General features: G+C 69.2%; 20 protein-coding genes and 1 rRNA gene. 12 read left to right on the top strand and 9 right to left on the bottom strand.

Going from position 1 to position 25,856, the window contains the following annotated elements:
- Positions 1–123: 123 nt before the first annotated feature.
- The gene (locus HBB12_RS16185; protein ID WP_236990288.1) at positions 124–1,635 is read right to left on the bottom strand and encodes an HlyD family type I secretion periplasmic adaptor subunit; all 1,512 of its coding nucleotides are present in this window, start codon (positions 1,633–1,635) and stop codon (positions 124–126) included.
- Entirely contained in the window at positions 1,632–3,842 is a 2,211-nt protein-coding gene (locus tag HBB12_RS16180; protein WP_236990287.1) for a type I secretion system permease/ATPase, read from the bottom strand. The genes HBB12_RS16185 and HBB12_RS16180 overlap by 4 nt, the downstream gene beginning before the upstream one ends.
- A 559-nt stretch (positions 3,843–4,401) precedes the next feature.
- On the opposite strand from HBB12_RS16180, the gene HBB12_RS16175 reads away from it, so the two are divergent.
- The 8 genes from HBB12_RS16175 to HBB12_RS16140 all read left to right on the top strand — a co-directional run bounded on the left by HBB12_RS16175 (position 4,402) and on the right by HBB12_RS16140 (position 14,051).
- On the top strand, positions 4,402–5,388 hold the full coding sequence (locus HBB12_RS16175) for an NAD-dependent epimerase/dehydratase family protein (protein ID WP_236990286.1): 987 nt from the start codon (positions 4,402–4,404) through the stop codon (positions 5,386–5,388).
- Positions 5,385–6,131, top strand: coding sequence for an SDR family oxidoreductase (locus tag HBB12_RS16170; protein WP_236990285.1), 747 nt, complete (start codon positions 5,385–5,387; stop codon positions 6,129–6,131). The genes HBB12_RS16175 and HBB12_RS16170 overlap by 4 nt, the downstream gene beginning before the upstream one ends.
- Positions 6,132–6,140: 9 nt before the next feature.
- A complete protein-coding gene (locus HBB12_RS16165) occupies positions 6,141–7,529 on the top strand; it encodes an NAD(P)-binding domain-containing protein (protein ID WP_236990284.1) in 1,389 nt (462 codons plus the stop codon).
- A 124-nt stretch (positions 7,530–7,653) separates the two neighbouring features.
- Entirely contained in the window at positions 7,654–9,252 is a 1,599-nt protein-coding gene (locus tag HBB12_RS16160) for an ABC transporter substrate-binding protein (protein ID WP_236992800.1), read from the top strand.
- A 1-nt stretch (position 9,253) separates the two neighbouring features.
- A complete protein-coding gene (locus HBB12_RS16155; protein WP_236990283.1) occupies positions 9,254–10,285 on the top strand; it encodes an ABC transporter permease in 1,032 nt (343 codons plus the stop codon).
- 18 nt (positions 10,286–10,303) lie between these two features.
- Entirely contained in the window at positions 10,304–11,179 is an 876-nt protein-coding gene (locus HBB12_RS16150) for an ABC transporter permease (RefSeq protein WP_236990282.1), read from the top strand.
- The gene (nikE, locus tag HBB12_RS16145) at positions 11,179–12,837 is read left to right on the top strand and encodes a nickel ABC transporter ATP-binding protein NikE (protein ID WP_236990281.1); all 1,659 of its coding nucleotides are present in this window, start codon (positions 11,179–11,181) and stop codon (positions 12,835–12,837) included. Before HBB12_RS16150 ends, nikE begins: the two co-directional genes overlap by 1 nt.
- A 287-nt stretch (positions 12,838–13,124) precedes the next feature.
- Positions 13,125–14,051 carry an N-carbamoyl-D-amino-acid hydrolase gene (locus HBB12_RS16140; RefSeq protein WP_236990280.1) on the top strand — a complete coding sequence of 309 codons (927 nt, stop codon included), beginning with the start codon at positions 13,125–13,127 and terminating at the stop codon, positions 14,049–14,051.
- A 235-nt stretch (positions 14,052–14,286) separates the two neighbouring features.
- Here HBB12_RS16140 and HBB12_RS16135 read toward each other — a convergent pair whose 3' ends face one another.
- From HBB12_RS16135 to HBB12_RS16125, 3 genes are all read right to left on the bottom strand, one after another.
- Positions 14,287–14,532, bottom strand: coding sequence for a DUF2783 domain-containing protein (locus HBB12_RS16135; RefSeq protein WP_236990279.1), 246 nt, complete (start codon positions 14,530–14,532; stop codon positions 14,287–14,289).
- Positions 14,532–16,187 carry an FAD-dependent oxidoreductase gene (locus tag HBB12_RS16130; protein ID WP_236990278.1) on the bottom strand — a complete coding sequence of 552 codons (1,656 nt, stop codon included), beginning with the start codon at positions 16,185–16,187 and terminating at the stop codon, positions 14,532–14,534. The genes HBB12_RS16135 and HBB12_RS16130 overlap by 1 nt, the downstream gene beginning before the upstream one ends.
- Positions 16,188–16,268: 81 nt before the next feature.
- On the bottom strand, positions 16,269–17,222 hold the full coding sequence (locus HBB12_RS16125; RefSeq protein ID WP_236990277.1) for an MBL fold metallo-hydrolase: 954 nt from the start codon (positions 17,220–17,222) through the stop codon (positions 16,269–16,271).
- 178 nt (positions 17,223–17,400) lie between these two features.
- On the opposite strand from HBB12_RS16125, the gene HBB12_RS16120 reads away from it, so the two are divergent.
- The gene (locus HBB12_RS16120) at positions 17,401–17,853 is read left to right on the top strand and encodes a MarR family winged helix-turn-helix transcriptional regulator (RefSeq protein WP_236990276.1); all 453 of its coding nucleotides are present in this window, start codon (positions 17,401–17,403) and stop codon (positions 17,851–17,853) included.
- A gap of 273 nt (positions 17,854–18,126) precedes the next feature.
- Here the strand turns inward: HBB12_RS16120 and HBB12_RS16115 are convergent, their stop codons facing one another.
- Positions 18,127–18,285, bottom strand: coding sequence for a hypothetical protein (locus HBB12_RS16115; protein ID WP_236990275.1), 159 nt, complete (start codon positions 18,283–18,285; stop codon positions 18,127–18,129).
- Positions 18,286–18,618: 333 nt separating this feature from the next.
- Between HBB12_RS16115 and HBB12_RS16110 the strand changes: the two genes are divergently transcribed.
- Positions 18,619–19,722 (top strand): catalase family protein, encoded by a 1,104-nt coding sequence (locus tag HBB12_RS16110; RefSeq protein ID WP_236990274.1) that lies wholly within the window; start codon positions 18,619–18,621, stop codon positions 19,720–19,722.
- 11 nt (positions 19,723–19,733) lie between these two features.
- Complete coding sequence (locus HBB12_RS16105) at positions 19,734–20,132, top strand: MAPEG family protein (RefSeq protein ID WP_236990273.1); 399 nt, start codon at positions 19,734–19,736, stop codon at positions 20,130–20,132.
- A 198-nt stretch (positions 20,133–20,330) separates the two neighbouring features.
- Here the strand turns inward: HBB12_RS16105 and HBB12_RS16100 are convergent, their stop codons facing one another.
- The 3 genes from HBB12_RS16100 to HBB12_RS16090 form a co-directional block, all read right to left on the bottom strand.
- Positions 20,331–20,567: a hypothetical protein gene (locus HBB12_RS16100; RefSeq protein ID WP_236990272.1), complete on the bottom strand. Its 237-nt coding sequence runs from the start codon at positions 20,565–20,567 to the stop codon at positions 20,331–20,333.
- Positions 20,564–21,787 carry a lytic murein transglycosylase gene (locus HBB12_RS16095; protein ID WP_236990271.1) on the bottom strand — a complete coding sequence of 408 codons (1,224 nt, stop codon included), beginning with the start codon at positions 21,785–21,787 and terminating at the stop codon, positions 20,564–20,566. The genes HBB12_RS16100 and HBB12_RS16095 overlap by 4 nt, the downstream gene beginning before the upstream one ends.
- A gap of 92 nt (positions 21,788–21,879) precedes the next feature.
- Entirely contained in the window at positions 21,880–23,643 is a 1,764-nt protein-coding gene (locus tag HBB12_RS16090) for a methanol/ethanol family PQQ-dependent dehydrogenase (RefSeq protein WP_236990270.1), read from the bottom strand.
- Between the two features lie 586 nt (positions 23,644–24,229).
- Between HBB12_RS16090 and HBB12_RS16085 the strand changes: the two genes are divergently transcribed.
- Positions 24,230–25,712: ribosomal RNA gene (locus HBB12_RS16085) — 16S ribosomal RNA — on the top strand.
- Positions 25,713–25,856: the final 144 nt, after the last annotated feature.

The following is a 25,856-nucleotide window of genomic DNA, read 5'->3' as shown; positions in this document are numbered from 1 at the left end:
TCATTATACTTAATTTAGTAATTAGCAATATGATTTAGTAAATTACAATGAGTAAAGTCAATAGAAAATTAGACAAATCGTTGTGATGATAAGGACTTCGCGATGAATTTTTATTATCTCCCTTTATCGCTCATGCCCCGCGGTCGAGGTCGTCTCCCTTACCGGCGACAGCAGATAATCGATCACCCGTCGCCGCCCGGTCCGGATCTCCACCGTCGCGGTCATGCCCGGCGTCAGGGCCACCTCCTTGCCGTCGGCCTTGATGAAGGTCTGGGAGAGCGCCACCGTCACCGGGAAGATCAGGTTCTGGGTCTTCTGCGTGCCCGTCACCGGGTTCACGCCCTGACCGCGCGCCACCGACAAGGCGTCGCTGCCGCCGCCCGCCTCGCGGTCGTCGACCGCGTCGCGCGAGACCCTCACCACCTTGCCCTCGATCGAGCCGTAGCGGGTGAACGGGAAGGCGTCGATCTTCACCACCGCCTCCTGGCCGGGCAGGATGAAGCCGATATCCTTGTTCTGGACCTGGGCCTCGACCTCGATCGGCCCGTCCGTCGGCACCACCACCATCAGGGGCTGGCCGGCGGTGACCACCTGGCCGAGCGTCGTCACGGCGAGCTGCTGCACCGTGCCGGAGATCGGTGCCTTGAGCGTGGTGCGCTCGCGCTTGAGCGTGGCCTTCACCACGTCCTGCACCAGGGCGTCGCGCTTCTGCGCCGCTTCCGTCAGGGCCTGGTACTGGCGCGCCACGGTCTCGCTGGTGAGCTGGGTGATGCGGCGCTGGAGCGAGACGGCGCCGGCCTTGGCCTCGGTCAGCTGTCCGCGGTCATACGCGAGGTCGGCCGCCACCTGCTCGACCTGCTGCACCGCGTCGATCACCGCCGCCCGGGTGCCGGCGGATTTGGCGACCAGGGTCTCGCGCATGTCGGCGCGCTCCCTCAACACCGCCTGGAGGCGCATCCGGGCCGCGATGCTGGCGGTGAAGCGCTCCTGCGTCGCGACCTTCTCGGCGAGCTGCGCCTCGAACGCCTCGCGGGTGGTGATGTACTGTCCGATCTCGGCCAGCATCGCGCCCTCCTCGCGGGCCCGCACCGCCGGCGGTATGTCGGCCGGGAAGCCGACCTTGATGGTGGGCAGGTTCTTCTCCACCGCCTCGATCGTGGCGCGGCGCCGGGCGATCTGGGCCTCCAACGCCGCGAGGTCGCCCTGGCGCGAGGACAGGTCGGCCTCGGCCTCGGTCGGCTCCAGGGTCAGGAGCACGTCGCCGGCCTGGACCCGGCTGCCGTTCTCGACCGCGATGGTCTGGACCTTGCCGGTGTCGAAGGGCTGCACGACCTTCGAGCGCCCGGAGGGCTGGATGCGGGCGGTCGCCACCGCATGGATGTCGATCTGGGCGAAGATGCTCCAGACGAGCGCCGCCCCGAACATCAGGCACATCACCCAGGTGAACACCACCGCGTAGGGCGAGGGCGGGGTGTCGAGGATCTCGAGATGCGCCGGCAGGAATTCCTGGTCGGAGCGGTCGTCGGCGAGACGGCGCACCCGCTCGGTCAGGCCGCGCGGGCTGAAGCGGGCCGGCGGCGGGGGCTGGCGCCGCGGCGTCGGCAGGTTGGCGGCGGGTTGCGGGTTGGCGCTCACGCGGCCTCTCCCTGGGCGTTGCCGTGGTCGGATTGCAGGCGCCAGAGGCGGCCGTAGAGCGAGGCCGGCCGCTCGACCAGCTCGCGGTGGGTGCCGTCCTCGACGATGCGCCCCTCCTGCACCGCGATGATGCGGTCGCAGATCCGCACCGCCGCGAGGCGGTGGGCGATGATGATGACGGTGCGCCCGCGCACGATGTGCTTCATGTTCTCCTGGATGATCCGCTCGCTCTCGTAGTCGAGGGCCGAGGTCGCCTCGTCCAGGATCAGGATGCGCGGGTTGGTGGCGAGCGCCCGCGCGATGGCGAGCCGCTGGCGCTGGCCGCCCGAGAGATTGGCGCCGCGCTCCTCGATCGGCGTGTCGTAGCCGAGCGGCAGCCGGTTGATGAACTCGTCGGCGCCGGCGAGACGCGCCACCTGCATCACCTGCGCCCGCGACAGGCCGGGATTGGCGAGCGCGATGTTCTCGAACACCGTCTTGTTGAACAGGAGGTTCTCCTGGAGCACGACGCCGATCTGGCGCCGCAGCCAGGCCGGATCGACCTGGGCGATATCGACGCCGTCGACCAGCACCTGGCCCTTCTCCGGCACGTAGAGGCGCTGGAGCAGCTTGGTGAAGGTCGACTTGCCCGATCCCGAGGGCCCGACGATGCCGATGACCTGGCCGGCCGGGATGTCGAGGCTGACGTCCTTCAGGACCTCCGGGGTGCCGGGCTGGTAGCGGAACGACACGCCCCGCACCGTGACCTGGCCCTTGGCCGGCGGCAGGTGGGCCTGGGCGAGCGCCCGGGTCTCCGGCGGGCAGTTGAGCACGTCGGCGAGGCGCTCCAGCGACACCTTGACCTGCTGGAAGTCCTGCCAGAGCTGGGACAGGCGCAGGATCGGGGCGGTCACCTGCCCCATGATCATGTTGAAGGCGATCAGGCTGCCGACGGTCAACTCGCCGTTCATCACCGCGTAGGCGCCGAAGAACAGCACGAGCGCGGTCGTGACCTTGGAGATGTACTGGATCGCGTTCTGGCCGATGCTGGCGATGAGGCCGGCGACGAACGAGGTCTTGACGTAGGCGGCGAGCCGCTCGTCCCACTGGCTCTTGAGCGTGGGTTCGACGGCGAGCGCCTTGATGGTGTGGATGCCGACCACCGACTCGATCAGGAACTGGCTCGACAGGGCCGAGCGGTTGAAGCGCTCGAGCGTCTTGTCGCGCAGGATCGGCCGCAGCAGCACCGCCACCAGGATGTAGCAGGGGATCGACAGGGTGACGATCAGCGCGAGCAGCGGCGAATAGAAGTACAGGATGGCGAGGAAGAGCAGGGTGAAGGGGACGTCGATCGCCGAGGTGAGCGCCTGGCCGGTGAGGAAGTTGCGCACCGTCTCCAGTTCGCGCACGCGGGCGACGGTCTGGCCGGCGGGCCTGGTCTCGAAATAGCCGAGCGGCAGGCGCATCAGGTGGTCGAACAGCCGCGCGCCGAGCTCGACGTCGATCCGGCTCGCCGTATGGGTGAGGATATAGCCGCGCAAGTATTGCAGCACGACGTGGAACAGGCCGAGCACCACGAGGCCGACCGCGACCAGCGTCAGGGTCGAGTAGCCGCGGTGGACCAGCACCTTGTCGATGGTGATCTGGAAGAAGATCGGGGTGATGAGGGCGCAGAGCTGGATGAACAGCGAGGCGACCAGCACCGTGACGAGCGGCTTGCGGTAGCGCCAGACCGAGGGGACGAACCAGGTCAGGCCGAAATTGTGCAGGGCCGTCTGGATGTTGGCACGGCGTGCGACGAGCACGACGGTGCCGGTCCAGCGGGGCAGGAAGGCCTCGGCCTCGACATGCTCGGCCGTGCGGGCGACCGGATCGATGATCCGGAGCTTGCCGTCCTCGAAGCGGCGGCCGAGGACGACGAAATGGCCGTCATCGACCTCGAGGATCGCCGGGAGCGGGATGCTCTCCAGACGGGCGGGCTTCTGTTTCTGCAGCAGGCGGCCCTTGAGGCCGAGCCGCTGCGCCCCACGTACGATGTCGACGCCGCCCATCGGGTTCTGGCCGAGGCCGAGATCGTGGCGGACCTGCGCCGGCTCGCACGGGATCTGATGGAACGAGGCGACGAGGGCGAGGGCGCCGAGACCGGAATCGGGCCGGGCCGCCGGTAGCTCCCCGGGTCCGGGACCCGATTGGCCGGGGCCGGCCTGTGCGGCCGCGTCTTGCACCATGTCCCGTCCCCTCAAGCTCCGCGGCGCGGCCGTGCCGACGCCAGCTTCATGCCGCGCTCCATCCCGGACCGCAACGTATACGAGAATCCGACCGTTCGTGACCAGCTTGGAGTCGCCCGAGGCGGCACAGTTCCGCACGGTTCGCGGGCCGCGATTGTTTCACGCCGGCTGCGTCGGGAAATCTCTTGGCCGGGGCGGGTGATGGTTTCATGACAATCCGGCGGCGGGCCGCGCCGGCAACTTGCCTCTCCCGCAAGTGCGGCGATCCGCCGGCCTGTGGGCAAGCCGCGGACGCGACGAACGCGGCGGCCGGCCGCGGACGAAACGTCGCGCAGGCTCAGAAGCGTCGGGCGAGGTCCCATCTCGATATCAGAACGACGCAGCTCGGTGTTTCCGGGATTTTCCGCAATTCCCACCCCGCGCCTGATCGAGAGACGAACCCACAGGTTGCAGGCTGCTCGCCGGCCCACTTCGTGCATGATGCCGTGACGGATCGACCACGAGGACAGCGCGTGCCGGCATCTCCCCACCACGACGACGCATTCGCAAAGATGCCGGCGTGAGCACCGTCATCCTGGGAGGTGCCGGCTTCGTCGGGTTGAACCTCGCCGATGCCCTGCTCGGGCGCGGCCTCGCCGTGCGGGTCCTCGACCGGGCCCCGCCCCCGGTGCCGCTCCTGCGGGCACTCGCCGCACGGCCCGGCCCCCTCTCCCTCGACATCGGCGACGTGACCGACCCGGGCGCCCTCGCCGCGGCGATCCGGCCGGGCACCGACGCGGTGGTGATCGCCGCCGCGGTGACGGCGGATGCCGCCCGCGAGGCTGCCGATCCGGGCTCGATCCTCGCCGTCAATCTCGGCGCGATGGTGCCGATCCTCGAGGCCTGCCGGCGGGCAGGGGTGCGCCGGGTGGTGAACCTGTCCTCGGCGGCAGCGTACGGCGCGGTGCCGGCGGAGGTGCTGTCGGAGGATCTGCCCGTGCAGCCGGAGAGCCTCTACGCCGCCACCAAGTTCGCTTCCGAGAAAGTCCTGTCGCGACTCTGCGGCCATTGGGGCCTCGACGGGGTGAGCGTGCGCCTGAGCGCCGTGTTCGGGCCGTTCGAGCGCGACACCGCTTTGCGCGACACCCTGAGCCCGCAGGCGCAGATCTGGGCGGCCGCGCAAGGAGGCACCCCGGCCCTGCTGCCGCGGCCGGGCTGGCGCGACTGGCTCTACGCGCCGGACGCGGCGCAAGCGGTCGCGCGGCTGATCGCGGCGGAGCGGCCGGCCCATCCTCTCTACAACGTGTCGAGCCCCACGATCTGGCCGGTCCTGGCCTGGGGCGAGCGGCTGGCGGCGAATCGCGATCTGGTGCGGCCGGGCTTCGTCTGCCGCCTCGCGGAAGCCGGCGAAACCCCGACGGTGTCGCTCCACGGCGACCGCGACCGGCCGCCGCTCGCCACCGGCCGGTTGCGCGACGAACTCGGCTGGGAGGCGGCGCACGGCCTCGATTCATCTGCCGACGCGTTCCTGGCCTGGCAGACACAAGTCCGGGAGGATCCGCGATGAGGCTCGACGGCAAGGTGGCGGTGGTGACAGGGGGCGGCTCCGGCATCGGTGCCGCGACGGCGCGGATTCTGTCGGAATCCGGCGCCCGGGTGGCGGTGATCGACAGGGACGGCCCGGCGGCAGAAGCCGTCGCGGCCGAGATCGGCGGCCTCGCCCGCGCCTCGGATGTCGGCGATCCTGCGACCGTGGCGGAGGATGCGGCGGCCATCGTCGCGTCCCTCGGCGGCATCGACGTGCTGGTAACGGCGGCGGGGTTCTCGGTCGGCGGCACCGTCGAGACCACCGCGCCCGAAGATTGGGACGCGGTGTTCCGCGCCCATGTCGGCGGGACCTGGCTCTGGGCCAAGGCAGCAATCCCCCTGATGCGGGCACGCGGCGGCGGCTCCATCGTCACGGTCGCCTCGCAGCTGGCGCTCGCCGGCGGGCGCGGCAACAGCGCCTACATCGCCGCCAAGGGCGCGGTGCTCAGCCTCACCCGCACCATGGCGCTCGACTTTGCCGGGGACGGCATCCGGGTCAACGCCGTGGTGCCGGGCGCGATCGAGACGCCGCTCCTCGCCCGCAGCTTCCGGCGCGCCCCCGATCCGGCCGCCGCCCGCGCGGCCTCCGAAGCCCGGCACGCGATGAGACGCCTCGGACAGCCCGAGGAGGTCGCCCGGGCCATCCTCTACCTCGCCAGTCCCGCTTCCTCCTTCACCACCGGCGCCGCCCTGCCGGTGGAGGGCGGCTGGCTCTCCGCCTGAAGGACCCGCATGTCCCTCGACGCTCTTCTGCTCCGCGTCCGCGACGAAATCGCCCGCACGGCCCATCCCCGCGCGCCCTGGCTCACGCCCCGCACCGGCCCGGACGGCCGACCCGCCCACGACGTGATCGTGGTCGGGGCCGGCCAATCCGGCCTCGCCATCGCCTTCGGGCTGATGCGGGCGCAGGTGACCAACATCCTGGTGCTCGACCGGGCTTGTAAGGGCCTCGAAGGCCCCTGGCTCACCTATGCGCGGATGCGGACCCTGCGCAGCCCGAAGGATTTTACGGGACCCGATCTCGGCCTGCCGGCGCTCACCTATCAATCCTGGCACGAGGCCCGCTACGGGCAGGCCGCCTGGGAGGCGCTGGACCTGATCCCCCGGGAGGATTGGGCCGCGTATCTCGCCTTCGTGCGGATCGCGACCGGCGTGCCGGTCGAGAACGGCGTGACCGTCACGCGCATCGCGCCGGCCGACGGCCTCCTGGCGGTGACGGATTCGCACGGCACCGTGCGCCGTGCCCGCAAGGTCGTGCTCGCCACCGGCCAGGAGGGCGCCGGGCGCTGGGCCTTGCCCGACGCACTCTGCGACTTGCCGTCCGGGCGCGTCGCCCGCACCGACGATGCGATCGACTTCGCGAGCCTCGCGGGGAAGCGCGTCGCGGTGATCGGCGCCGGGGCCTCGGCTTTCGACAACGCCGCCACGGCGCTCGAAACCGGCGCCGCCGCGGTCACCCTGCTGTGCCGGCGCGCGGAAGCGCAGGTGGTGCAACCCTATCGCTGGCTGACCTTCGCGGGCTTCCTGCGCCATCTCGGCGATCTCGACGATGCCTGGCGCTGGCGCTTCATGAGCGCCGTGATGGGCCTGCGCGAGGGCTTTCCGCAGGCGACCTGGGACCGCTGCGCCCGGCACCCGAATTTCCGCTTCCTCCCCGGAGCCCCCCTCCGCGCCGCGCGGATGGAGGGCGGCGCGGTCGTCCTCGACACGCCGCGGGGGGTGGTGAGCGCCGACCTCGTGATCGCCGCCACCGGCATCGCCGTCGATTACACCGCGCGGCCCGAATTGTTAGCGTTTGCCCACAACATCGCCACCTGGGGCGACCGCTACGCCCCGCCGCCCGAGGAGCGCGACGATCGGCTGGCCGCCTATCCGTATCTCGGCGACGATTACGCCTTCACCGAGCGCGAGCCCGGCCTGACGCCGTGGATCCGCGACATCCACCTGTTCGGCATCGCCTCGACGGTGAGCCACGGCCCCTCCGGCTCGTCGATCAACGCCATGACGACCGCCGTGCCCCGCCTCGTCTCCGGCCTCACCCGCGGGCTGTTCACCGCCGACCTCGACCGGCACTGGGCCGACTTCCGGGCCTACGACGTGCCCCAGGCGGTGCTGCGTTGAGCCTTCACGTTAGCTCTTGCCCCCGGCTCGTCCCTGGTCTCGAATGGCACCCGCTGGAACGGCCCTTGCTAGAAGGCCGACCGATCAGGGATGCAGGGAAGGAAGCGGCGTGACGAAGACCAGCATGCGGACGGCCGGCCTCGCGGCGGCTTTGCTCACGGCCCTCGTCGTGGCGGAGCCTGCCCGGGCCCAGAGCCGGGCCGAGACCCTGCGCTACGTCACGGGAGCCGCGGTCAATACCCTCGACCCGACCATGCCGGGCACCACCCGCGAGGCCTTCGCGATCAGCCTCAGCACGTATGACCGCCTCGTCACCTTCGGCCGCAAGAAGCTCGGCGACAACTGGGTGTTCGACCTTGATTCGGTGCGCGGCGAGCTGGCTGAGCGCTACGAGGTCAGCCCCGACGGCCTGACCCTCACCTTTTACTTGCGCAAGGACGCCAAGTTCCAGGACGGCACACCGGTCACGGCCGACGACGTGAAGTGGTCGCTCGACCGCGCCGTCTCGGCGAAGTCGCTCGCCGCACCGCAGCTCCTCACCGGCTCGCTCACCAGCCCCGACCAGTTCACGGTGGTCGATCCCCACACCTTCAAGGTCACGCTGCCGAAGCCCGACCGGCTGGCGCTGCCGAACCTCGCGACCGTCTACGCCATCGTCATCAATTCCAAGGTCGCCAAGTCGCACGCGACGCCGGAAGACCCCTGGGCGCAAGCCTGGCTCAAGGACCACGCCGTCGGCAGCGGCGCCTACAGCGTCGACGTGTTCAAGCCCGGCGAGCAGGTGGTGCTCAAGCGCAATGCCGACTGGACGGGCGCCGCGCCGGACAAGCCCGCCGGCTTCAAGCGCATCATCGCCCAGACCATCCCCGACCCGGCGACCCGCGCCAACCTCGTCGAGAAGGGCGACGCCGACATCGTCATCGACCTCCAGGCCAACGACGCCCTGGCGCTCAAGGAGCGCGGCAAACTGAAGGTGATCGCCACGCCGCAATTCAACGCGGTGACGCTGATCTCCTTCAACACCAAGATGCCGCCCTTCGACAAGGTCGAGGTGCGCCAGGCGCTCGCCTACGCCCTGCCCTACGATTCGATGTTCAAGGCCGCCCTGTTCGGCCGCGGCAAGCCGCTCTTCGGCGCGACCTGGGGCGAGGGCGACCCTGCCCCCGTCTTCCCTGTGGCGCAGCCGGTCACCCTCGATCTGCCGAGGGCCAAGGCGCTGCTCGCCAAGGCCGGGCTGCCGGAGGGGTTCTCGACCACCTTCAGCTTCAATGTCGGCCAGGCCGCCACCGCCGAGCCGATGGCCGCCTTGATCCGCGAATCGCTCGAAAAAATCGGCGTCAAGGTCGAAATCCAGAAGCTGCCCGACGCGCAGATGTCGACGCAGGTGAGCGAGAAGAAGCTGCCGTTCTTCACCGAGGGCATCGTCGCCTGGCTGCCCTCGCCGGATTACTTCTACCGCAACTTCTACACCGGCAACCAGCGCTGGAACTACAGCTCGATCGACGATCCCGAGATCAACGAACTCGCCGCCAAGGCCCGGTTCGAGCGTGATCCGGCGAAATACGACGACGACGCCCGCGCCCTGAACCGGCGCCACCTCGCCCTGATGCCGCAGATCCCGATCTGGCAGCCGAACCAGGATGCCGTGATGGCGCAATCAGTCGATGGCTACACCTACCAGTTCCACCGCCAGGTCGATTACCGCGACCTGTCGAGGAAGTAGGATGGCCTCCGCCAGCGGCATCGCCCGGCGCACCGGGCGGCGCTTCCTGTCCTCGCTGCCGGCGCTTCTCGGCGTCCTGGTCTTCACCTTCCTGCTGATGCGGGTGCTGCCCGGCGACCCGGCGGTGTTCTTCGCCTCCGGGCCCAATGCCGGCAAGGCGGAGATCGAGGAGATCCGCCGCCAGATGGGTCTCGACAAGCCGGTGCCCGAGCAGCTCGTGCGCTATCTCGGCGACGTGGCGCAGGGCCAGCTCGGCCGCTCGATGACCACCGGCCAGCCGGTGCTGACGGATCTCTGCCAGCGCCTGCCGGCCTCCCTCGAACTCACCGTCTCGGCGCTCGCCATCGCGCTCCTCCTGGCGATCCCGCTCGGGATCGCGGCGGCGCTCCGGCCTGGCTCGGCGGTGGACCATGCCGTGCGCTTCCTGTGCGCGCTCGGGGTCTGCGTGCCGACCTTCGTGTCGGGGCTGCTCCTGATCTACGTGTTCTACTACCTCCTCGGCGTCGCCCCCGACCCGACCGGCCGCATCGACGTGTTCGCCGCGAGCCCGCCGGACATCACCGGCTTCCTGCTGATCGATTTTCTGCTCGTCGGCGACTGGGAGGGCTGGCGCGCCGCGGCCGGGCAGCTGGTGCTGCCGGCACTGACCATGGCGCTGTTCGTGCTGGCGCCGCTCGCCCGCATCACCCGGGCGGCGATGCTGAGCGTGCTCGGCAGCGACTTCATCCGCACCGCCCGGTCGCTCGGCCTGCCGCGGCGGCGGGTGATCGTCACCTACGCCTTGCGCAACGCGATCCTGCCGGTGCTGACCATCGCGGGCATCGTGTTCTCCACCATGCTCGGGGCCAACGTGCTGGTCGAAAAAGTGTTTTCCTGGCCGGGGGTCGCCTCCTACGCGCTCGACGCGCTGCTCGCCTCGGATTACGCGCCGGTCCAGGGCTTCGTGCTCTTGATGGCGAGCCTGTTCGTCGTCGTGAACCTCACGGTCGACGTGCTCTACGGCCTCGCCGACCCGCGCGTCTCGATCGAGTAGGCCGATGCGAGTCACCCGATGAATGCCGTGTCCCCCACCCTCGCGCCTCCGCCCAGCACCCTGCGGCATGCCGCCTACGTGCTGCGCGAGAATCCCCTGACCGCGGTCGCGGCGGCAGGTGCGTCGCTGCTCTGCCTCGTCGCGCTCTTCGCCCCCTGGCTCACTCCCTACGATCCGGTCGCCTCCGACGTCTCGGTCGCGCTCCAGCCGCCGAGCGCGGCGCATTGGGCCGGCACCGACCAGCTCGGCCGCGATGTGCTCAGCCGCATCGTGGCGGCGACGCGGCTCGATCTCGCCATCGCGCTCTCGGCGGTCGGGCTGTCCTTCGCGCTCGGCGCGGTGATCGGCGGGATGAGCGGCTATGCCGGCGGGCGGCTCGACCGGGTGGTCGGGCGCCTCGTCGACGTGCTGATGGCCTTTCCGCTCTTCGTCCTGGCGATGGCTTTGGTCGCGGCCCTCGGCAACCGGGTCGAGAACATCGTCATCGCCACCGCGATCATCAACCTGCCGTTCTATATCCGCTTCGCCCGGGCCGAGGTGAACGTGCGGCGCGATGCCGGCTACGTCGAGGCGGCGCGGGCCGGCGGCGAGGGCCATCTCGCGGTCGTCCTGCGCTTCCTGCTGCCGAACGTGCTGCCCGCCATGGCGGTGCAGATCTCGCTCAATCTCGGCTGGGCGATCCTCAACGCGGCGGGCCTCTCCTTCATCGGCCTCGGGGTGCGCCCGCCGACGCCGGAATGGGGGATCCTGGTCGCGGAAGGCGCGCGCTTCATCACCACCGGCAAGTGGTGGCTCGTCGCCTTCCCGGGCCTCGCCCTGATGCTGGCGGTGCTCTGCTTCAACCTGCTCGGCGACGGCCTGCGGGACATCCTCGATCCCCGGATGCGGACCTGATGCAGCCCCCCCTTCTCTCGATCGAGGACCTGAAGGTCACCTTCGCGACCCGACGCGGCCCGGTCGAGGCGTTGCGCGGCGTCTCGCTCGCGGTCGCAGCCGGCGAAAGCCTCGGCCTCGTCGGCGAATCCGGCTCGGGCAAGTCCGTCACCGCCTTCGCGGCGGCGCGCCTGCTCGACCGCGCCGGCCGGATCGTCGGGGGCCAAGTGCGCTTCCGCGGCCAGGACGTGACCCGGCTCTCGGCCGCGGACCTGCGGGCGGCGCACGGCCAGGCCATCGGCATGATCTTCCAGAACCCGCGGGCGGCGCTGAACCCGATCCGCCCGATCGGCCGCCAGCTCGCCGACGTGCTGGTGGTGGGCGGGCTCTCGAAAAGTCAGGCGCGGGAGCGAGCACTGGAGAGCCTGGAGGCGGTGCGCATCCGCGACGCGGCTAAGCGCCTCGACGCCTACCCGCACGAGCTTTCCGGCGGCATGTGCCAGCGGGTGATGATCGCGCTCGCGCTCGCCTGCCGCCCGGCGCTCCTGATCGCCGACGAGCCGACCACCGGCCTCGACGTGACGACCCAGAAGACCGTGATGGACCTCGTCGCCCGGCTGACCGCCGAGCGCGGCATGGCGATGATCCTGATCACCCACGATCTCGGCCTCGCCGCGCAGTATTGCAGCCGCATCGCCGTGATGGAGCAGGGGCGTCTCGTCGAGGAGGGCGAGCCGGGCGCCCTGTTCTCCGCGCCCCGCCACCCCTACTCCAAGCGCCTCGTCGCCGCCTCGCCGACCCCGACCTCGACGCTCTCCGACCTCGTGCCGGAGGGCCCTCGCCCGCCGGCCCTGCCGCGCCAGGCGCCCGCCCCCGGCACCCCGCCGCTCCTCGAGGTGCAGGGGCTCGGAAAGGTCTTCGGCGGTGCCATGGCGGTGGAGGACGTGTCGTTCTCGCTCCGTGAGGGCGAGAGCCTCGGCCTCGTCGGCGAATCGGGATCGGGCAAGAGCACCACGTCGCGGATGATCTGCCGGCTGCTCGATGCCAGTGCCGGACGCATCCTGTTCGACGGCGAATCGATCGGCACGATTCCCGCCCGCGACTTCCACCGCTCGGCCCATCGGCGCGCGATCCAGATCGTGTTCCAGGACCCGACCGACAGCCTCAACCCGCGCTTCTCCGCCTTCGACTGCATCGCCCATCCGGTGAGGCGCCTGACCCCGCTCCGCGGCGAGGCGTTGCGCCTTCGGGTGATCGAGAGCGCCGAGCGGGCGGGCCTGCCCGCCGCCCTCCTCGACCGCTTGCCCCACCAGCTCTCCGGCGGCCAGAAGGCCCGCATCGGCATCGCCCGGGCGATCGCCGTGAAGCCGCGGCTCCTCGTCCTCGACGAGCCGACGGCGGCCCTCGACGTCTCGGTCCAGGCGGGGGTCTTGCGCCTCCTCGACGACCTGCGCCGGCAGGACGGCCTCGCCTTCCTGTTCGTGAGCCACGACCTCAACGTGGTGCGGATGATGTGCGAGCGCACCCTGGTGCTCCAGGGCGGGCGGGTGATCGAGGAGGGCGCCAGCCGCGACCTCTTTCGGGCGCCGCGCACCGCCTATACGCGGGAGTTGCTGGCGGCGATCCCGCATTTCCGGCCGGGGCCGACACGGGGGCTCACGGCGGAGCCGGCGGCGTGAGGTCGACGCAGCGGAGACGCAGCCATCCCACCCTCCACCGCATCCTGAGGTGTCAGTCGATTGAAGATCAGTCCATCATCAGATGGACTGATACGGCTTCCGGAAGATTCCTTCCGGAAGCCGTATCACCAGCCCGCGCGGCGCCTGAGCGAAGCCGGTTTCCGCATCGCGAAGCGATCAATCCGGAAACCGTATGACACCTCAGGATGAGGTGGAGTTTCGGATACACGTCCGTCGCAATCCACGGTTCGAAAAATTCAATCACTTGGCTCAGTAGGATTTTCTCCATGCGCGTGATCCGCACCGCCGCCGCCCAGCTCGGGCCGGTCCAGAAAGCCGACGATCGGGACAGCGTCATCGCCCGGATGATCGCGCTGATGGACGAGGCGAAGCGCCAGGATGCCGACCTGATCGTCTATCCGGAACTGGCGCTCACCACCTTCTTCCCGCGATGGTACCACGAGGACCGTTCGGAAGCGGATCACTGGTTCGAGCGCGAGATGCCGGGACCGGCCACCGCCCCGCTCTTCGACCGGGCCCGCGAGCACGGCATGGCGATGTCGTTCGGCTATGCCGAGCTGACCCCCGAGGGCCGGCACTTCAACACCTCGATCCTGGTCGACCGCGACGGCACCATCGTCGGCAGGTACCGCAAGGTCCACCTGCCCGGCCACGACGAGTTCGACCCCGAGCGCAGCCACCAGCACCTCGAGAAGCGCTACTTCGAGCCCGGCGATCTCGGCTTCCCGGTCTGGCGGATGCTCGGCGGCATCCTCGGCATGTGCATCTGCAACGACCGGCGCTGGCCCGAGACCTACCGGGTGATGGGGCTGCAGGGCGTCGAGATGATCGTCCTCGGCTTCAACACCCCGTCGGTCAACGCGCAGCGCGGCACCGAGGGCGTGGAGGAGCGGCTCTTTCACCACCGTCTCTCCGTTCAGGCCGGTGCCTACCAGAACGCGACCTGGGTGGTGGCGGTGGCCAAGGCCGGAGCGGAAGACGGCCATCACCTCACCGGCGGCACGCTGATCTGCGATCCCAACGGGAAGATCGTGGCCGAACTGCCCGGCGAGGCCGACGGGGTCATCGTCGTGCCTTGCGACCTCGACGAGACCCGGTTCGGCAAGGAGACGATCTTCGACTTCGCCCGCCACCGCCGCATCGAGCATTACGGCCGCATCACCGCCCAGACCGGCGCGGTGCCACCCGCGTGATGTCGGAACCGGTTTGATCGAATCCTATGGATTTCGGACCAGCCGCGTCACGCCAGGTTCCGCTGCGCGGCCCTGGACTGATACCAACGGCCCAAGATGCTGACGCATCGGGCCATTGATCCATCTCGAATTTTCGATTTCAAGCCAGAGGCTTGGCAAAAATTCGAGAACGGAACCAAAGGTCGTTTCCAACGACCGTTGGTATGACACGGGGGCACGAAGACTGTCGATCGGGTCAAACGGGCTCTCGACCGCTCGCCGAACCCGAACCCGCGATCGCCTCCTTCTGCAACGTCCGCCGCGCAAGCGCGACCGCCTCCCGGATCACGTCGAGGTCACCGACCTCGTTCGCCAGGATCAGGACGAGGCGTGTGGTGAGCGCCGCGCTCTCGGCCTCGTCGAGGTCGCGATGGGCGCGGACCAGGATCTCGTAGACGTCGTCGGCCCGGCCGCGGAAGCCGTCATCCGGCCGGAGCGCCATCACGCGGCCTCCCGGATCGTCGCAGCGGAGCGGCCGGCAGCCCGGGCGAGGGCCTGCGCGACGGCCACCGGATCGGGAGTTGCGAAACGCGCCGCCACGTGGGCATCGGGTCGGATCAGGTAGGCGGTGCCGGGCGCGGCGGCGTAGCGGGCGGCGGCCAGGCCGTCCGGGTCGTGGACGGTCTCGGCGCTCGACACGGCAAGGGGCGTGCGACTCACCACGACGAGGCGCAGGTCGAGCCCGGCCAGAGGCGCCAGATCCGGCACATCCTCTCCGGCGAAGAGCAGGAGCGTGAACGGGCCGCCGAGCCGGTCGAGCAGCCAGGCGGGCCGGCCCTCCACATCGATGATCGGCGCATCGGGACAGGCGGTGCCGGGCTCGGGACCGCCGGGAAACGGCCCGGCATCGGGCGTCTGCAACGACAGGCCGGCGAGGCTGCAGGGCCGCGAGAGGCGTCCGGCATTGAGGAGGGCGCGGGCGAAGGGCACCTCGGCGGCCAGTGCCAGCACGCCGTCGCGGAGCGTGCGTTCCGCGCCCGTGCGCGGGGTCATGAAGGCGGTGGTGCGGCTCGAATGCAGGATGTTCTCGTCGGCGGCCCGACCGCGCTCCTCGTCGTAGGTGGCGATCAGCGACTCCGGCGCCCGGCCGGACAGCACCAGGGCGAGCTTCCAGCCCAGGTTGTCGGCATCCTGCACGCCGCCATTGCCGCCGCGCGCCCCGAACGGGCTCACCACGTGGGCGCTGTCGCCGGCGAAGATCACCCTTCCGTGGACGAAGCGCTCCAGCCGCGCGCAGCGAAAGCTGTAGACCGAGCACCATTCGAGGGTAACGGGCGTGTCCGCGCCGACCACCGCCCGCACCCGCGGCATCACCCGGTCGGGTTGCCGCTCCAATTCGGGATCGGCGTCGGGTCCGAGCTGGAAGTCGAGGCGGAAGACGTCGTCGGGCTGGCGGTGCATGAGCGCGCTCTGGCCGGCATGGAAGGTCGGCTCGAACCAGAACAGGCGCTCGGTCGGGAAGCCGGCCTGCATCCGCACATCGGCGATCAGGAAGCGCTCCTCGAAGCGCTGGCCCGGGAAGGGCAGGCCCATCCGGGTGCGGGTGGGCGACCGGGCGCCGTCCGCGGCGATCACCCAGGCGGCGTCGACGGCGTAGGCACCGTGCGGAGACTCGACGGTCAGGCATACGCCGTCGTCGGCCTGCGCGAGGTCGGTGACCGTGCTCTTCCAGTGCAAGTCGATCAGTTCCGGGAAGTCGCCGGCCCGGTCCACCAGGAACTCTTCGACGTAGTATTGCTGCAGGTTGACGAAGGCCGGGCGCCGGTGCCCACCCTCCGGCAGGAGGTCGAAGCGGTACAGCTCCCGCGCGCCGTGGAAGACGCGGCCGGTGTTCCAGGTCACGCCCGTATCGACCATGCGGCTCCCGACGCCGAGCCGGTCCCAGACCTCCAGGGTGCGCTTGGCCCAGCAGATCGCCCGGCTGCCGGTCGCGACGGTGTCGTCGTCGTCGAGCACGACGACCGGCACGCCGCGGCTCGCGAGGTCGATGGCGCAGGTGAGGCCGACCGGCCCGGCGCCGATCACCACGACCGGCCGGTGCAGGCCGCGACCAGCGAGTTCCGGTGCCGGTGCCGAGGCGTAGCGGGGTGGGCTCATCGGCGGCCTCTCGGGGTTTCCTCGTTTCGGACGCGCCCGGTTGGTCCGGGCGTCGCGCTCTCGTTCGGGTCCGGCGGAAGGTCAGCCCTCCAGCGCCCGCCACATCTCGACGTCGCGCGCGGCGGTCCAGATCCGCGGCGTGTCGATGCCCTTGGCCTCGTCATAGGCGCGGCTGACGTCGAACGGCATGCAATGCTCGAAGATGACCCAGTGCCCGTATCGGGGCCGCATCTCGCTCATCGCCCGATCGTAGACGGCCTTGAGGTCGTGGCCGGCTGCCACGCCCTCACGGGCGATGGCGTAGAGGTCGCGCAGGAAGGCGCGGGTGCCCTCCAGGCCCTCGCGGATCCGGTCGGGCGTCGTCAGCGCCTCGCCGCGGCCCGGCACCAGGGCGACGGGCCCGAGGGCCTCCAGCCGATCGAGGGTGGCGGGCCAGTCCTGGAAATGCGCGTCGCCGCAATACGGCGTGGCGCCGTACTCGACGAGGTCGCCGGAGAAGAGAACCTTCTCACGCGGCAGCCACGCGATGGTGTCGCCGGCGGTGTGGCCGCGCCCGGCATGGACGATCCGCACCTCGCGCGCGCCGAGCCACAGGATCATCTCGCCGTGGAAGGTGAGCGTCGGCCAGGTCAGGCCCGGGATCTCCTCGCGCCCGCGGAAGAGCCGCGGGAAGCGCTGGATCTCCGAGTCCATGTCCTGTTGCCCGCGTTCGACGATCATCGCCCGGGCGACGTCGCTGGCGATGACGTTGACCCGGTCCGGATAGCCGGCGACGCCGAGCACCCGGACGGCGTGGTAATGGGTGAGCAGGATGTGCCGGATCGGCTTGTCGGTGACCTCCCGGACTTTGCCCACCAAGTCGCCGGCCATGCGCGGCGTGGCGCGGGCATCGATCACCAGCACCGAATCGTCGCCGACCACGATGCCGGAATTCGGATCGCCCTCGGCGGTCAGCGCGTAGACGCCCGGCGCCAACTCCGAAAAGGTCTCCTGCTTCTCGGCGAGGTCGCCTTGGCTGGCGAAGCCCTTGCTCATGCGGTTGCCTCCCTTGGCAATGATCTTGCCTTGGCAATGATCTTGGCTGTCATCTTGCCGGTGCCGGTCGAGCGCGGCATCGTGCGGCGCATCCCCGGGAATGCGCGGTGCTTGTTGCACTTGCAACTTGATGTAAGATGTTGCGATCGCAACCGTCAAGGGGCCGCGCCTCGCACCGATGGACCGCCTGAACCTGCTCAGCTTCTCGCCGTTCCGGCTCAACCGGCTCGCCACCGAGTTCAGCCAGGCGCTCGCCGCCGATTATGCGCGGTTCGGCATCGATATTCCGGAATGGCGGGTGCTCGCGACGCTGGGGCAGCATGACGGGCCGCGCAGCGCGGCCTATGTCGTGCGCTGCACCCGCACGCACAAGTCCCGGATCAGCCGGGCGGTGAGCCACCTGATCGAACTCGGCCTCGTCGAGCGCCAGGAGAGCGGCGACGACCGGCGCGAGATCATGCTGCAGCTCACGGTGCAGGGACGGGCGACCTATGCCGAACTGGTGCCGATCCTGCTCGCCCGGGAGGCCCAACTCCTGTCGGGCTTCAGCGAGGTGCAGAGGCGGGATTTCGAGCGGCTGCTGGGGGTGCTGGAAGCATCGCTCGGGATGGTGGGATGCCAAGAGGAGTGAGGAGCTTGGAGGAGTGAGGAGCTTGCCGCAGAGCACGGCACGTCCACCCCATTCACGACCTCATCCTGAGGTGCGAACGGAATCAGCGTCGAAGGAGGGCTCCAGAGGGCACCGAGACGTCTGAAGCTCTCCAGGTCTTCGATATTGCCGCATTTTCTACGACGAACCGGCATCCACTTCGCCGGAAAATACTCTCATGCCTCAGGATGAGGCTGCGTGAGGGATGACAATAACCAAAACAATAGAACAGGCGCTCGGATCGGCCGAGCCGCCTCAACCCCCGACGACGGCGAGTACCGGCGCGTCCGCCCGCGCCACGTAGGCCGTCAGGATCACGAAGACGAGGACCGTGAGCGCATTCCACGCCAGGTAGAGGCTACGGTCGACCAGGGTGCGGGCGACCAGAGTGCGGGTCTTGGCGGCGGCGGGCATGGTCAGGGCTCCTCGGTGAGGGGCGAGCGGCGCCCGCTTGCGTGGTGTCGCGGAGGCGCGGGCGGCCGTGCGATCCGGTCGCGCCTCGAACACATTCAAGCCCGCCTGCGCTCGACCGTCAATGAACGCGCCTCCCAAAGTACCGATCGACCCGAGAAGAAATTGCTGCGACGGCGCGTGGCGGGGGAACGATCATCCCCGCCCGTCGCCTGCGAGCCGGCGTACCGCCGTGAGGTGGCGCGACGCACGCCGGAACACCGGCGGAGCGGCGCCGTTGCCGCTGACGCAGCGACGCGCCCCCGCGTCCTCAAGACGAGCAAGGTCACTCCCCGAATGCAGGCGCCGATCCGCTTCGATCCTTCCCTCGAGAGCGTGCAGCCCGACGAAGAGGAGGTGCAGGCGGAGATGATCCGGGTCTTCGAAACGATCCAGCGGACGACGCTGAAGGATTACGGCCACGCGGTGCGCGGGGTCCACGCCAAGAGCCACGGCCTGCTCACCGGCCGTCTCACCGTGCTGCCGGACCTCCCCGTGCCGCTGGCGCAGGGAATGTTCGCAACGCCCGGCACGTATGACGCGGTGCTGCGGCTTTCGACCAATCCCGGCGACATCCTGGACGACAGCGTGTCGACGCCCCGCGGCCTCGCCCTGAAGGTGATCGGCGTCCCCGGCGAGCGCCTGCCCGGGGCGGAGGGCGACACGCAGGACTTCGTGATGGCGAACGCCCCCGCCTTCACGGCACCGGACGCCAAGGCGTTCCTCAAGAGCCTGAAACCGCTCGCCGCCACCACCGACACGCCGCAGGTTTTCAAGAAGGTGCTTTCCGCAGCGCTCCGCGGCGTCGAGACCGCCCTCGAGGCGGTGGGCGCCAGGAGCGCAACGCTGATCGGCCTCGGCGGCCATCCCGAGACGCATATCCTCGGCGAGACCTTCTACAGCCAGGCCGCCCTGCGCTGGGGCGACTACGTCGCGAAGGTCGCCCTCGCCCCGGCCTCGCCGGCACTCACCGCGCTGACCGGCGCGTCGCTCGACGTCGATGGCAAGCCGAACGGCCTGCGCGAGGCGGTCGCAGACTTCTTCTCGGGCCATGAGGGCGTGTGGGAGCTGCGCGTCCAGCTTCTCACCGACCGCGCGACGATGCCGGTCGAGGACGCTTCACAGCCCTGGCCGGAAGATCGGAGCCCCTACCGTCCGGTCGCCCGGATCACCGTTGCGCCGCAGGAGAGCTGGAGCGACGCGAAGGTCCGCGACCTCGACGACGGCCTCGCCTTCAGCCCGTGGCACGGCATCGCGGCGCACCGGCCCCTCGGCTCGGTGATGCGGGCGCGCCGCGCCGTCTATCCGCGCTCGGCCGGATTCCGGGCCAGGCACAACGGCTGCCCGATCCAAGAGCCCTCGATCCAAGAGCCCTCGATCCACGGCCCGATCCGCGCTTGAAGGACGTTCTCATGATCTTCCCCTCCCTCACCGCCGCCTACGGAGCCGTGCTGGCGCTGCTCTTCGCCGGGCTCTCCGGCTGGGTGATGGCCCGGCGCCTCTCCGCCAACGTGCTGCACGGCGACGGCGGCGACGCCGTGCTGCTGCACCGCGCCCGCTCGCAAGCAAATTTCGCCGAATACGTGCCGTTCATCCTGATCCTCGTCGGCCTGCTCGAGGCGCATGGGGCGAGCCGGGCCCTGGTCCACGGCCTGCTCCTCGCGCTCCTGGTCGGCCGGGTGCTGCATCCGTTCGGCATGACGGCGCCGGCGAATTCGCCTCGGCAATTCGCCTGCCGGGGCGGCGGCATCCTGGCGACCTTCGCGGTGCTGATCGTGACGGCGCTGGCGCTGCTGCTGCGGCTCGCCTGACCGCACCCGGTCGGCCGCGAGGCGGTCGTCGGCACCCTCGGGCGCCGGGGATCACCGGCGCCGGCCCCGCCCGATGCGCCGGCGGGCACCTCCACGGCGTCCCGACGACCCGGCGGCCTCCATGCCCCGGACCAGCGCCGTCCCCCTCGCGCGTCCGGAGGCCCCGCCGGATCGGTGCGGCGCTACCGGCTTCCACCGTCACGCGCCGCCCTCGGCGACGACCCTTCCGCGGCGCAGGACCGAATCAGGGCGGCCGGTCACGATCCGGCCGGCATAGGGGGTGAAGCCGGTGCGGTCGTCGACCATGTCGTCCGAGAGGATGACGCACTTGTCAGAGGCCGAGAGGCAGAAATCGGCATCCATCCCGAACGCCACCGGGTCCTTCCCCGTCAGGCTGTGGACGGCACCCCGGATCGGGCGCCCGCGGGGGATCAATCACCGGCTCGCAAGCGGTCGAGCAGTGCGGAATCGGCGTAACCGTCCGGTACCAGCCCGACGCTCGCCTGATACGCCCGGATCGCCGCGCGGCTTCGCGGACCGATGCGCCCGTCGACGCCGCCGACCGGATGTCCCTGCGCCTCGAGGGCGGCCTGGACTTCCCGCCGCTCGTCGGCTCCGAGCGGCCGGTCGCCCCGCGGCCAAGCCTGCACGAATCCCTGCACGGAGCCCGGCTCCCCGCGCAGCCGATCGGCGAGATGCGCCACAGCCAGAGCGTAGGAGAAAGCGGCGTTGTAGCCGAGAAGCGCCTGGAAGTTCGGGCGCAGCAGGAAGGCCGGCCCGCGGGCGCCAGCGGGCAGCACCAGGCGGGCCGTGTCGGTGTCGGCCCCGATCGTCCGGCCGGCGGGCGTGAGGCCGAAGCCGCGCCATTCCGCCAGCGTCCGAACGGTCGTCTCGTCGGCGAGGCGATAATCGAAGCCCGCCGGCAGCACGACCTCGCCGCCCCAGCCCTCGCCGGGGCGCCAGCCTAAGCTGCGCAGGTCATGCGCCGTCGAGGCGAGGGCGTCCGGCGCCGAGGTCCAGATGTCGGCGCGGCCGTCGCCGTCGAAATCCACGGCGTGGCGCAGATAGGTCGTCGGCATGAACTGGGTGTGGCCCATCGCGCCGGCCCAGGAGCCGGTCAGGTGCTCCGGCGTCGTGCGACCGAGATCGAGGATGCGCAGGGCCGCAACCAGTTCCTCGGTCCAGAGCGCGACCCGCTCGTCCCTGGAGCAGGCCAGGGTGGCGAGGGAGCGCAGGACCGGCCGCACCTTGCGGGGATCGGTCAGGACGCTGCCATAGCCCGATTCGATGCCCCAGATCGCCACGAGCACGTGCCGGTCGACGCCATGGGCCGCCTCGATCGCCGGCAGGCTCCCCTCCGCGGCGAGCTTCACCCGGCCGTCGGCCACCGCCTCGTCGCTCACCGCGGAATCGAGATAGGCCCAGACCGGCTTCTCGAACTCCGCCTGCTTGTGCGTCGCCGCCAGCACCTCCGGATCGGGGGTGAGCCCGGACAATTGCGCTTCGGCCAGGGCCGGCGTCACCCCCTGCTCCTTCGCCCGGGCGACGAGGTCGAGGAGGCAGGCGGCCATCGCCGGATCATTCGCTGCCGGCGGGGTCTGCGCCCATGCGACCGGCGCCGCGAGCAACCACAGGAGCACGATCGGCACCCGCATCGAAGAGCCTCCGTGATGGCGATTCGGGAAGGGAAGCGGCCAAGCCGGGACCTTGTCATGCGAAGTCCGGACGATTCCGTCTGGAAATGGTATCATCGCTCCGGCAGGGCGAACACCGTGAGCTGCCCGCCCGCGGCGGTGTAATGCGACAAAGCCGCATAGCCGCCGACCGCACCCGAGCCTTCGGCCGGATCGGTCAGCCCGGCCGCGAGTCCGATTCCGGCCCAGCCGCCGATGCCGGACAGAACCGCCACGTATTGGCGCCCACCATGCATATAGGTCGTGACGTTGCCGACGATCCCGGACGGCGTCTTGAAACGATAGAGTTCCTTCCCCGTCACGGCATCGACCGCCTTCAGGTAGCCTTCGAGGGTGCCGTAGAACACCACCCCGCCCGCGGTGGCGAGTGCCCCCGACCAGACCGAGAACGGCTCCGGGATCGACCATGTGATCCGGCCCGAACGATTGTCCCACGCGATGAAGGCGCCGGTCCGGTCGGTGCCCGGCGGCGGATGCAGCGTCAGCGTCGCGCCGACATAGGGCTGACCCGGCGTATAGGTCACGTGGAACGGCTCGTAATCCATGCACATGTGGTTGGTCGGCACGTAGAACAGGCCGGTCACGGGCGAGTAGGCGGCAGGCTGCTGGTTCTTGGCGCCGAGGGCCCCGGGGCAGATGCCGGACACGGTCTCGTCCTCTCCGGTCGTGCCCGGCGCGTAACGCTCGTCCACCACAGGGCGGCCATAGGCCGGGGAGGCGCGATCGAGCTCGATCCGCTTGGCCCAATTCACGCTCGGATCGAATTTTTCCGCCACCAGCAACTCGCCCGTCGCCCGGTCGAGGGTGTAGCCGAAGCCGTTGCGGTCGAAATGGGTGAGCAGACGGCGCCTGCGGCCGTCGATCTCCTGCTCGGTCAGGATCATCTCGTTGACGCCGTCATAATCCCACTGGTCGTGGGGCGTCATCTGGTAGACCCAGCGGGCCATGCCGGTATCGGCGTCGCGGGCGACGATCGCCATGGCCCAGCGGTTGTCGCCCGGGCGCTGGACCGGATTCCAGGTCGAGGGATTGCCGGTGCCGTAATAGACGAGATTCAGCTCCGGATCGTAGGAGAACCAGCCCCAGGCGCACCCGCCGCCGGTCTTCCACTGCTCGCCGTCCCAGCTCTTCAGCGAGGAATCCTGTCCGATCGGCCGGCCGAGCTCCGTGGTCTTGTCGGGATCGACGAGCATCTCGGCATCCGGCCCGGTGGCGAAGGCGCGCCACAGGCGCCGCCCCGTCGCCTGGTCGTAGGCGGTGACGTGGCAGCGCGCCCCGTACTCGCCGCCCGACAGGCCGACGATCAGCTTATCTCGCACCGGCAGCACCGCCGCGGTGTTGGTCTCGCCCCTCGCCGGATCGCCGTTCCGCGCCGACCACAGCACCCGCCCCGTCTCGGCATCGAGCGCGACGACGCTCGTATCGGCGAGTTGCAGGAAGACCCGGCCATCCTTGTAGGCGAGCCCGCGATGGACCGTGTCGCAGCACATCACCGCGACTACCGCGGAATCCTGCCGCGGCGCGTAGCGCCACAGGATCTTGCCGTCCTGATCGAGGTCGAGGGCATAGACGGTGTTCGGGAACGGCGTGTGCACATACATGACGTGGCCGACCACGAGCGGCGCTCCCTCGTGCCCGCGCAGCACACCGGTCGAGAAGGTCCAAGCCACCTTGAGCCGGCCGACGGTCTCCGGCGTGATCTGGTCGAGCGTCGAATAGCGCGTGTTGGCGTAATCGACGGTCGGCAGCGCCACGTCCTCTGCCGCGAGAGCCGGGCCGAGGCCGAGCAGCAGAGCCGCCAGCACCATTGTCCTCATGCGTGTTCCCTCCCCGGCCGCCCCGGTATCGCACCGCCCGTCATAAGCGGACGCGGCGCGACGGGCCATGCGTCCCGGACGGGCCGCGCGGAGGACGACCGGGGCGTCGGTCGCTCGCGGGATGGCCGATGCCCCCCCTGTCGAAAGCGGGCATCCAGGTTTCTTCGAGGTAACCGCCAGTTTGGGCAACCTCCCGCCCGCCCCGTGGCCGCGGCCGCGATCCTCGGATAGGGCTGTGTTGACAGGCGAGCCGGCTACCCTTAGACAGCCGCTCACCGGCGGGGCGCCGACGAACTGGCCGCCGCGAGGGACTTCCCCAGAGACGGTGAAGCAAGGGCCAGGGAAACCCGACTCGGCTTTCTGTTCTCCGGGGTACAAGGTCTGGCTCCCGGCCCGACCCGCTCTTTGACAAGTTCATACGAGAAAGAGAAGCGTGGACGGCGTCGTCCCTGCGGGCCGGTTCCTTCGGAACCGGTCGTGAGTAGGATGATGCTGGTCTTAACGTTTCGGTGCTCACACGATCCGGTGGAAACGCCGGTCGGTCGTGAGCCTCCGTTACTATTGTGATCAGCTTTGATCAGCTCTTCAACTTGAGAGTTTGATCCTGGCTCAGAGCGAACGCTGGCGGCAGGCTTAACACATGCAAGTCGAGCGGGCCCTTCGGGGTCAGCGGCAGACGGGTGAGTAACGCGTGGGAACGTGCCCTTCGGTTCGGAATAACTCAGGGAAACTTGAGCTAATACCGGATACGCCCTTTTGGGGAAAGGTTTACTGCCGAAGGATCGGCCCGCGTCTGATTAGCTTGTTGGTGAGGTTACGGCTCACCAAGGCGACGATCAGTAGCTGGTCTGAGAGGATGATCAGCCACACTGGGACTGAGACACGGCCCAGACTCCTACGGGAGGCAGCAGTGGGGAATATTGGACAATGGGGGCAACCCTGATCCAGCCATGCCGCGTGAGTGATGACGGCCTTAGGGTTGTAAAGCTCTTTTCTCCGGGACGATAATGACGGTACCGGAGGAATAAGCCCCGGCTAACTTCGTGCCAGCAGCCGCGGTAATACGAAGGGGGCTAGCGTTGCTCGGAATCACTGGGCGTAAAGGGCGCGTAGGCGGCTGATTTAGTCGAGGGTGAAAGCCCGTGGCTCAACCACGGAATGGCCTTCGATACTGGTTGGCTTGAGACCGGAAGAGGACAGCGGAACTGCGAGTGTAGAGGTGAAATTCGTAGATATTCGCAAGAACACCAGTGGCGAAGGCGGCTGTCTGGTCCGGTTCTGACGCTGAGGCGCGAAAGCGTGGGGAGCAAACAGGATTAGATACCCTGGTAGTCCACGCTGTAAACGATGAATGCTAGCCGTTGGTCTGCATGCAGGTCAGTGGCGCCGCTAACGCATTAAGCATTCCGCCTGGGGAGTACGGTCGCAAGATTAAAACTCAAAGGAATTGACGGGGGCCCGCACAAGCGGTGGAGCATGTGGTTTAATTCGACGCAACGCGCAGAACCTTACCATCCCTTGACATGGCATGCGATGTGGAGAGATCCACAGTCCTCTTCGGAGGCGTGCACACAGGTGCTGCATGGCTGTCGTCAGCTCGTGTCGTGAGATGTTGGGTTAAGTCCCGCAACGAGCGCAACCCACGTCCCTAGTTGCCATCATTGAGTTGGGCACTCTGGGGAGACTGCCGGTGATAAGCCGCGAGGAAGGTGTGGATGACGTCAAGTCCTCATGGCCCTTACGGGATGGGCTACACACGTGCTACAATGGCGGTGACAATGGGCAGCGAAGGGGCGACCTGGAGCGAATCCCCAAAAGCCGTCTCAGTTCGGATTGCACTCTGCAACTCGGGTGCATGAAGGCGGAATCGCTAGTAATCGTGGATCAGCACGCCACGGTGAATACGTTCCCGGGCCTTGTACACACCGCCCGTCACACCATGGGAGTTGGTCTTACCCGACGGCGCTGCGCCAACCGCAAGGGGGCAGGCGACCACGGTAGGGTCAGCGACTGGGGTGAAGTCGTAACAAGGTAGCCGTAGGGGAACCTGCGGCTGGATCACCTCCTTTCTAAGGATGCTGTTTGTCAGGACGATCGGGTAACCGGTCCTCTCCTCGTACGGCGTCATTGGAATCAGAACCCAGTCAGGGTTCATTTGGCGGGACGCGCCGTCTTCGTTTCTCTTTCTCATCATCCGGACACGCTGGTGGAAC

It is taken from the genome of Methylobacterium sp. SyP6R, from assembly GCF_019216885.1.
In the GTDB taxonomy this organism is placed as follows: Bacteria; Pseudomonadota; Alphaproteobacteria; order Rhizobiales; family Beijerinckiaceae; genus Methylobacterium.
This window is presented reverse-complemented; position numbering and strand designations above follow the sequence as displayed.

What these genes read in the sequence shown, in the direction of transcription:
- HBB12_RS16180 (WP_236990287.1), bottom strand. Translation starts at nt 3,842, where the DNA reads ATGGTGCAAGACGCGGCCGCACAGGCCGGCCCCGGCCAATCGGGTCCC.
- HBB12_RS16170 (WP_236990285.1), top strand. Translation starts at nt 5,385, where the DNA reads ATGAGGCTCGACGGCAAGGTGGCGGTGGTGACAGGGGGCGGCTCCGGC.
- HBB12_RS16165 (WP_236990284.1), top strand. Translation starts at nt 6,141, where the DNA reads ATGTCCCTCGACGCTCTTCTGCTCCGCGTCCGCGACGAAATCGCCCGC.
- HBB12_RS16160 (WP_236992800.1), top strand. Translation starts at nt 7,654, where the DNA reads ATGCGGACGGCCGGCCTCGCGGCGGCTTTGCTCACGGCCCTCGTCGTG.
- HBB12_RS16155 (WP_236990283.1), top strand. Translation starts at nt 9,254, where the DNA reads ATGGCCTCCGCCAGCGGCATCGCCCGGCGCACCGGGCGGCGCTTCCTG.
- HBB12_RS16150 (WP_236990282.1), top strand. Translation starts at nt 10,304, where the DNA reads ATGAATGCCGTGTCCCCCACCCTCGCGCCTCCGCCCAGCACCCTGCGG.
- nikE (WP_236990281.1), top strand. Translation starts at nt 11,179, where the DNA reads ATGCAGCCCCCCCTTCTCTCGATCGAGGACCTGAAGGTCACCTTCGCG.
- HBB12_RS16140 (WP_236990280.1), top strand. Translation starts at nt 13,125, where the DNA reads ATGCGCGTGATCCGCACCGCCGCCGCCCAGCTCGGGCCGGTCCAGAAA.
- HBB12_RS16135 (WP_236990279.1), bottom strand. Translation starts at nt 14,532, where the DNA reads ATGGCGCTCCGGCCGGATGACGGCTTCCGCGGCCGGGCCGACGACGTC.
- HBB12_RS16130 (WP_236990278.1), bottom strand. Translation starts at nt 16,187, where the DNA reads ATGAGCCCACCCCGCTACGCCTCGGCACCGGCACCGGAACTCGCTGGT.
- HBB12_RS16125 (WP_236990277.1), bottom strand. Translation starts at nt 17,222, where the DNA reads ATGAGCAAGGGCTTCGCCAGCCAAGGCGACCTCGCCGAGAAGCAGGAG.
- HBB12_RS16120 (WP_236990276.1), top strand. Translation starts at nt 17,401, where the DNA reads ATGGACCGCCTGAACCTGCTCAGCTTCTCGCCGTTCCGGCTCAACCGG.
- HBB12_RS16115 (WP_236990275.1), bottom strand. Translation starts at nt 18,285, where the DNA reads ATGCCCGCCGCCGCCAAGACCCGCACTCTGGTCGCCCGCACCCTGGTC.
- HBB12_RS16110 (WP_236990274.1), top strand. Translation starts at nt 18,619, where the DNA reads ATGCAGGCGCCGATCCGCTTCGATCCTTCCCTCGAGAGCGTGCAGCCC.
- HBB12_RS16105 (WP_236990273.1), top strand. Translation starts at nt 19,734, where the DNA reads ATGATCTTCCCCTCCCTCACCGCCGCCTACGGAGCCGTGCTGGCGCTG.
- HBB12_RS16095 (WP_236990271.1), bottom strand. Translation starts at nt 21,787, where the DNA reads ATGCGGGTGCCGATCGTGCTCCTGTGGTTGCTCGCGGCGCCGGTCGCA.
- HBB12_RS16090 (WP_236990270.1), bottom strand. Translation starts at nt 23,643, where the DNA reads ATGAGGACAATGGTGCTGGCGGCTCTGCTGCTCGGCCTCGGCCCGGCT.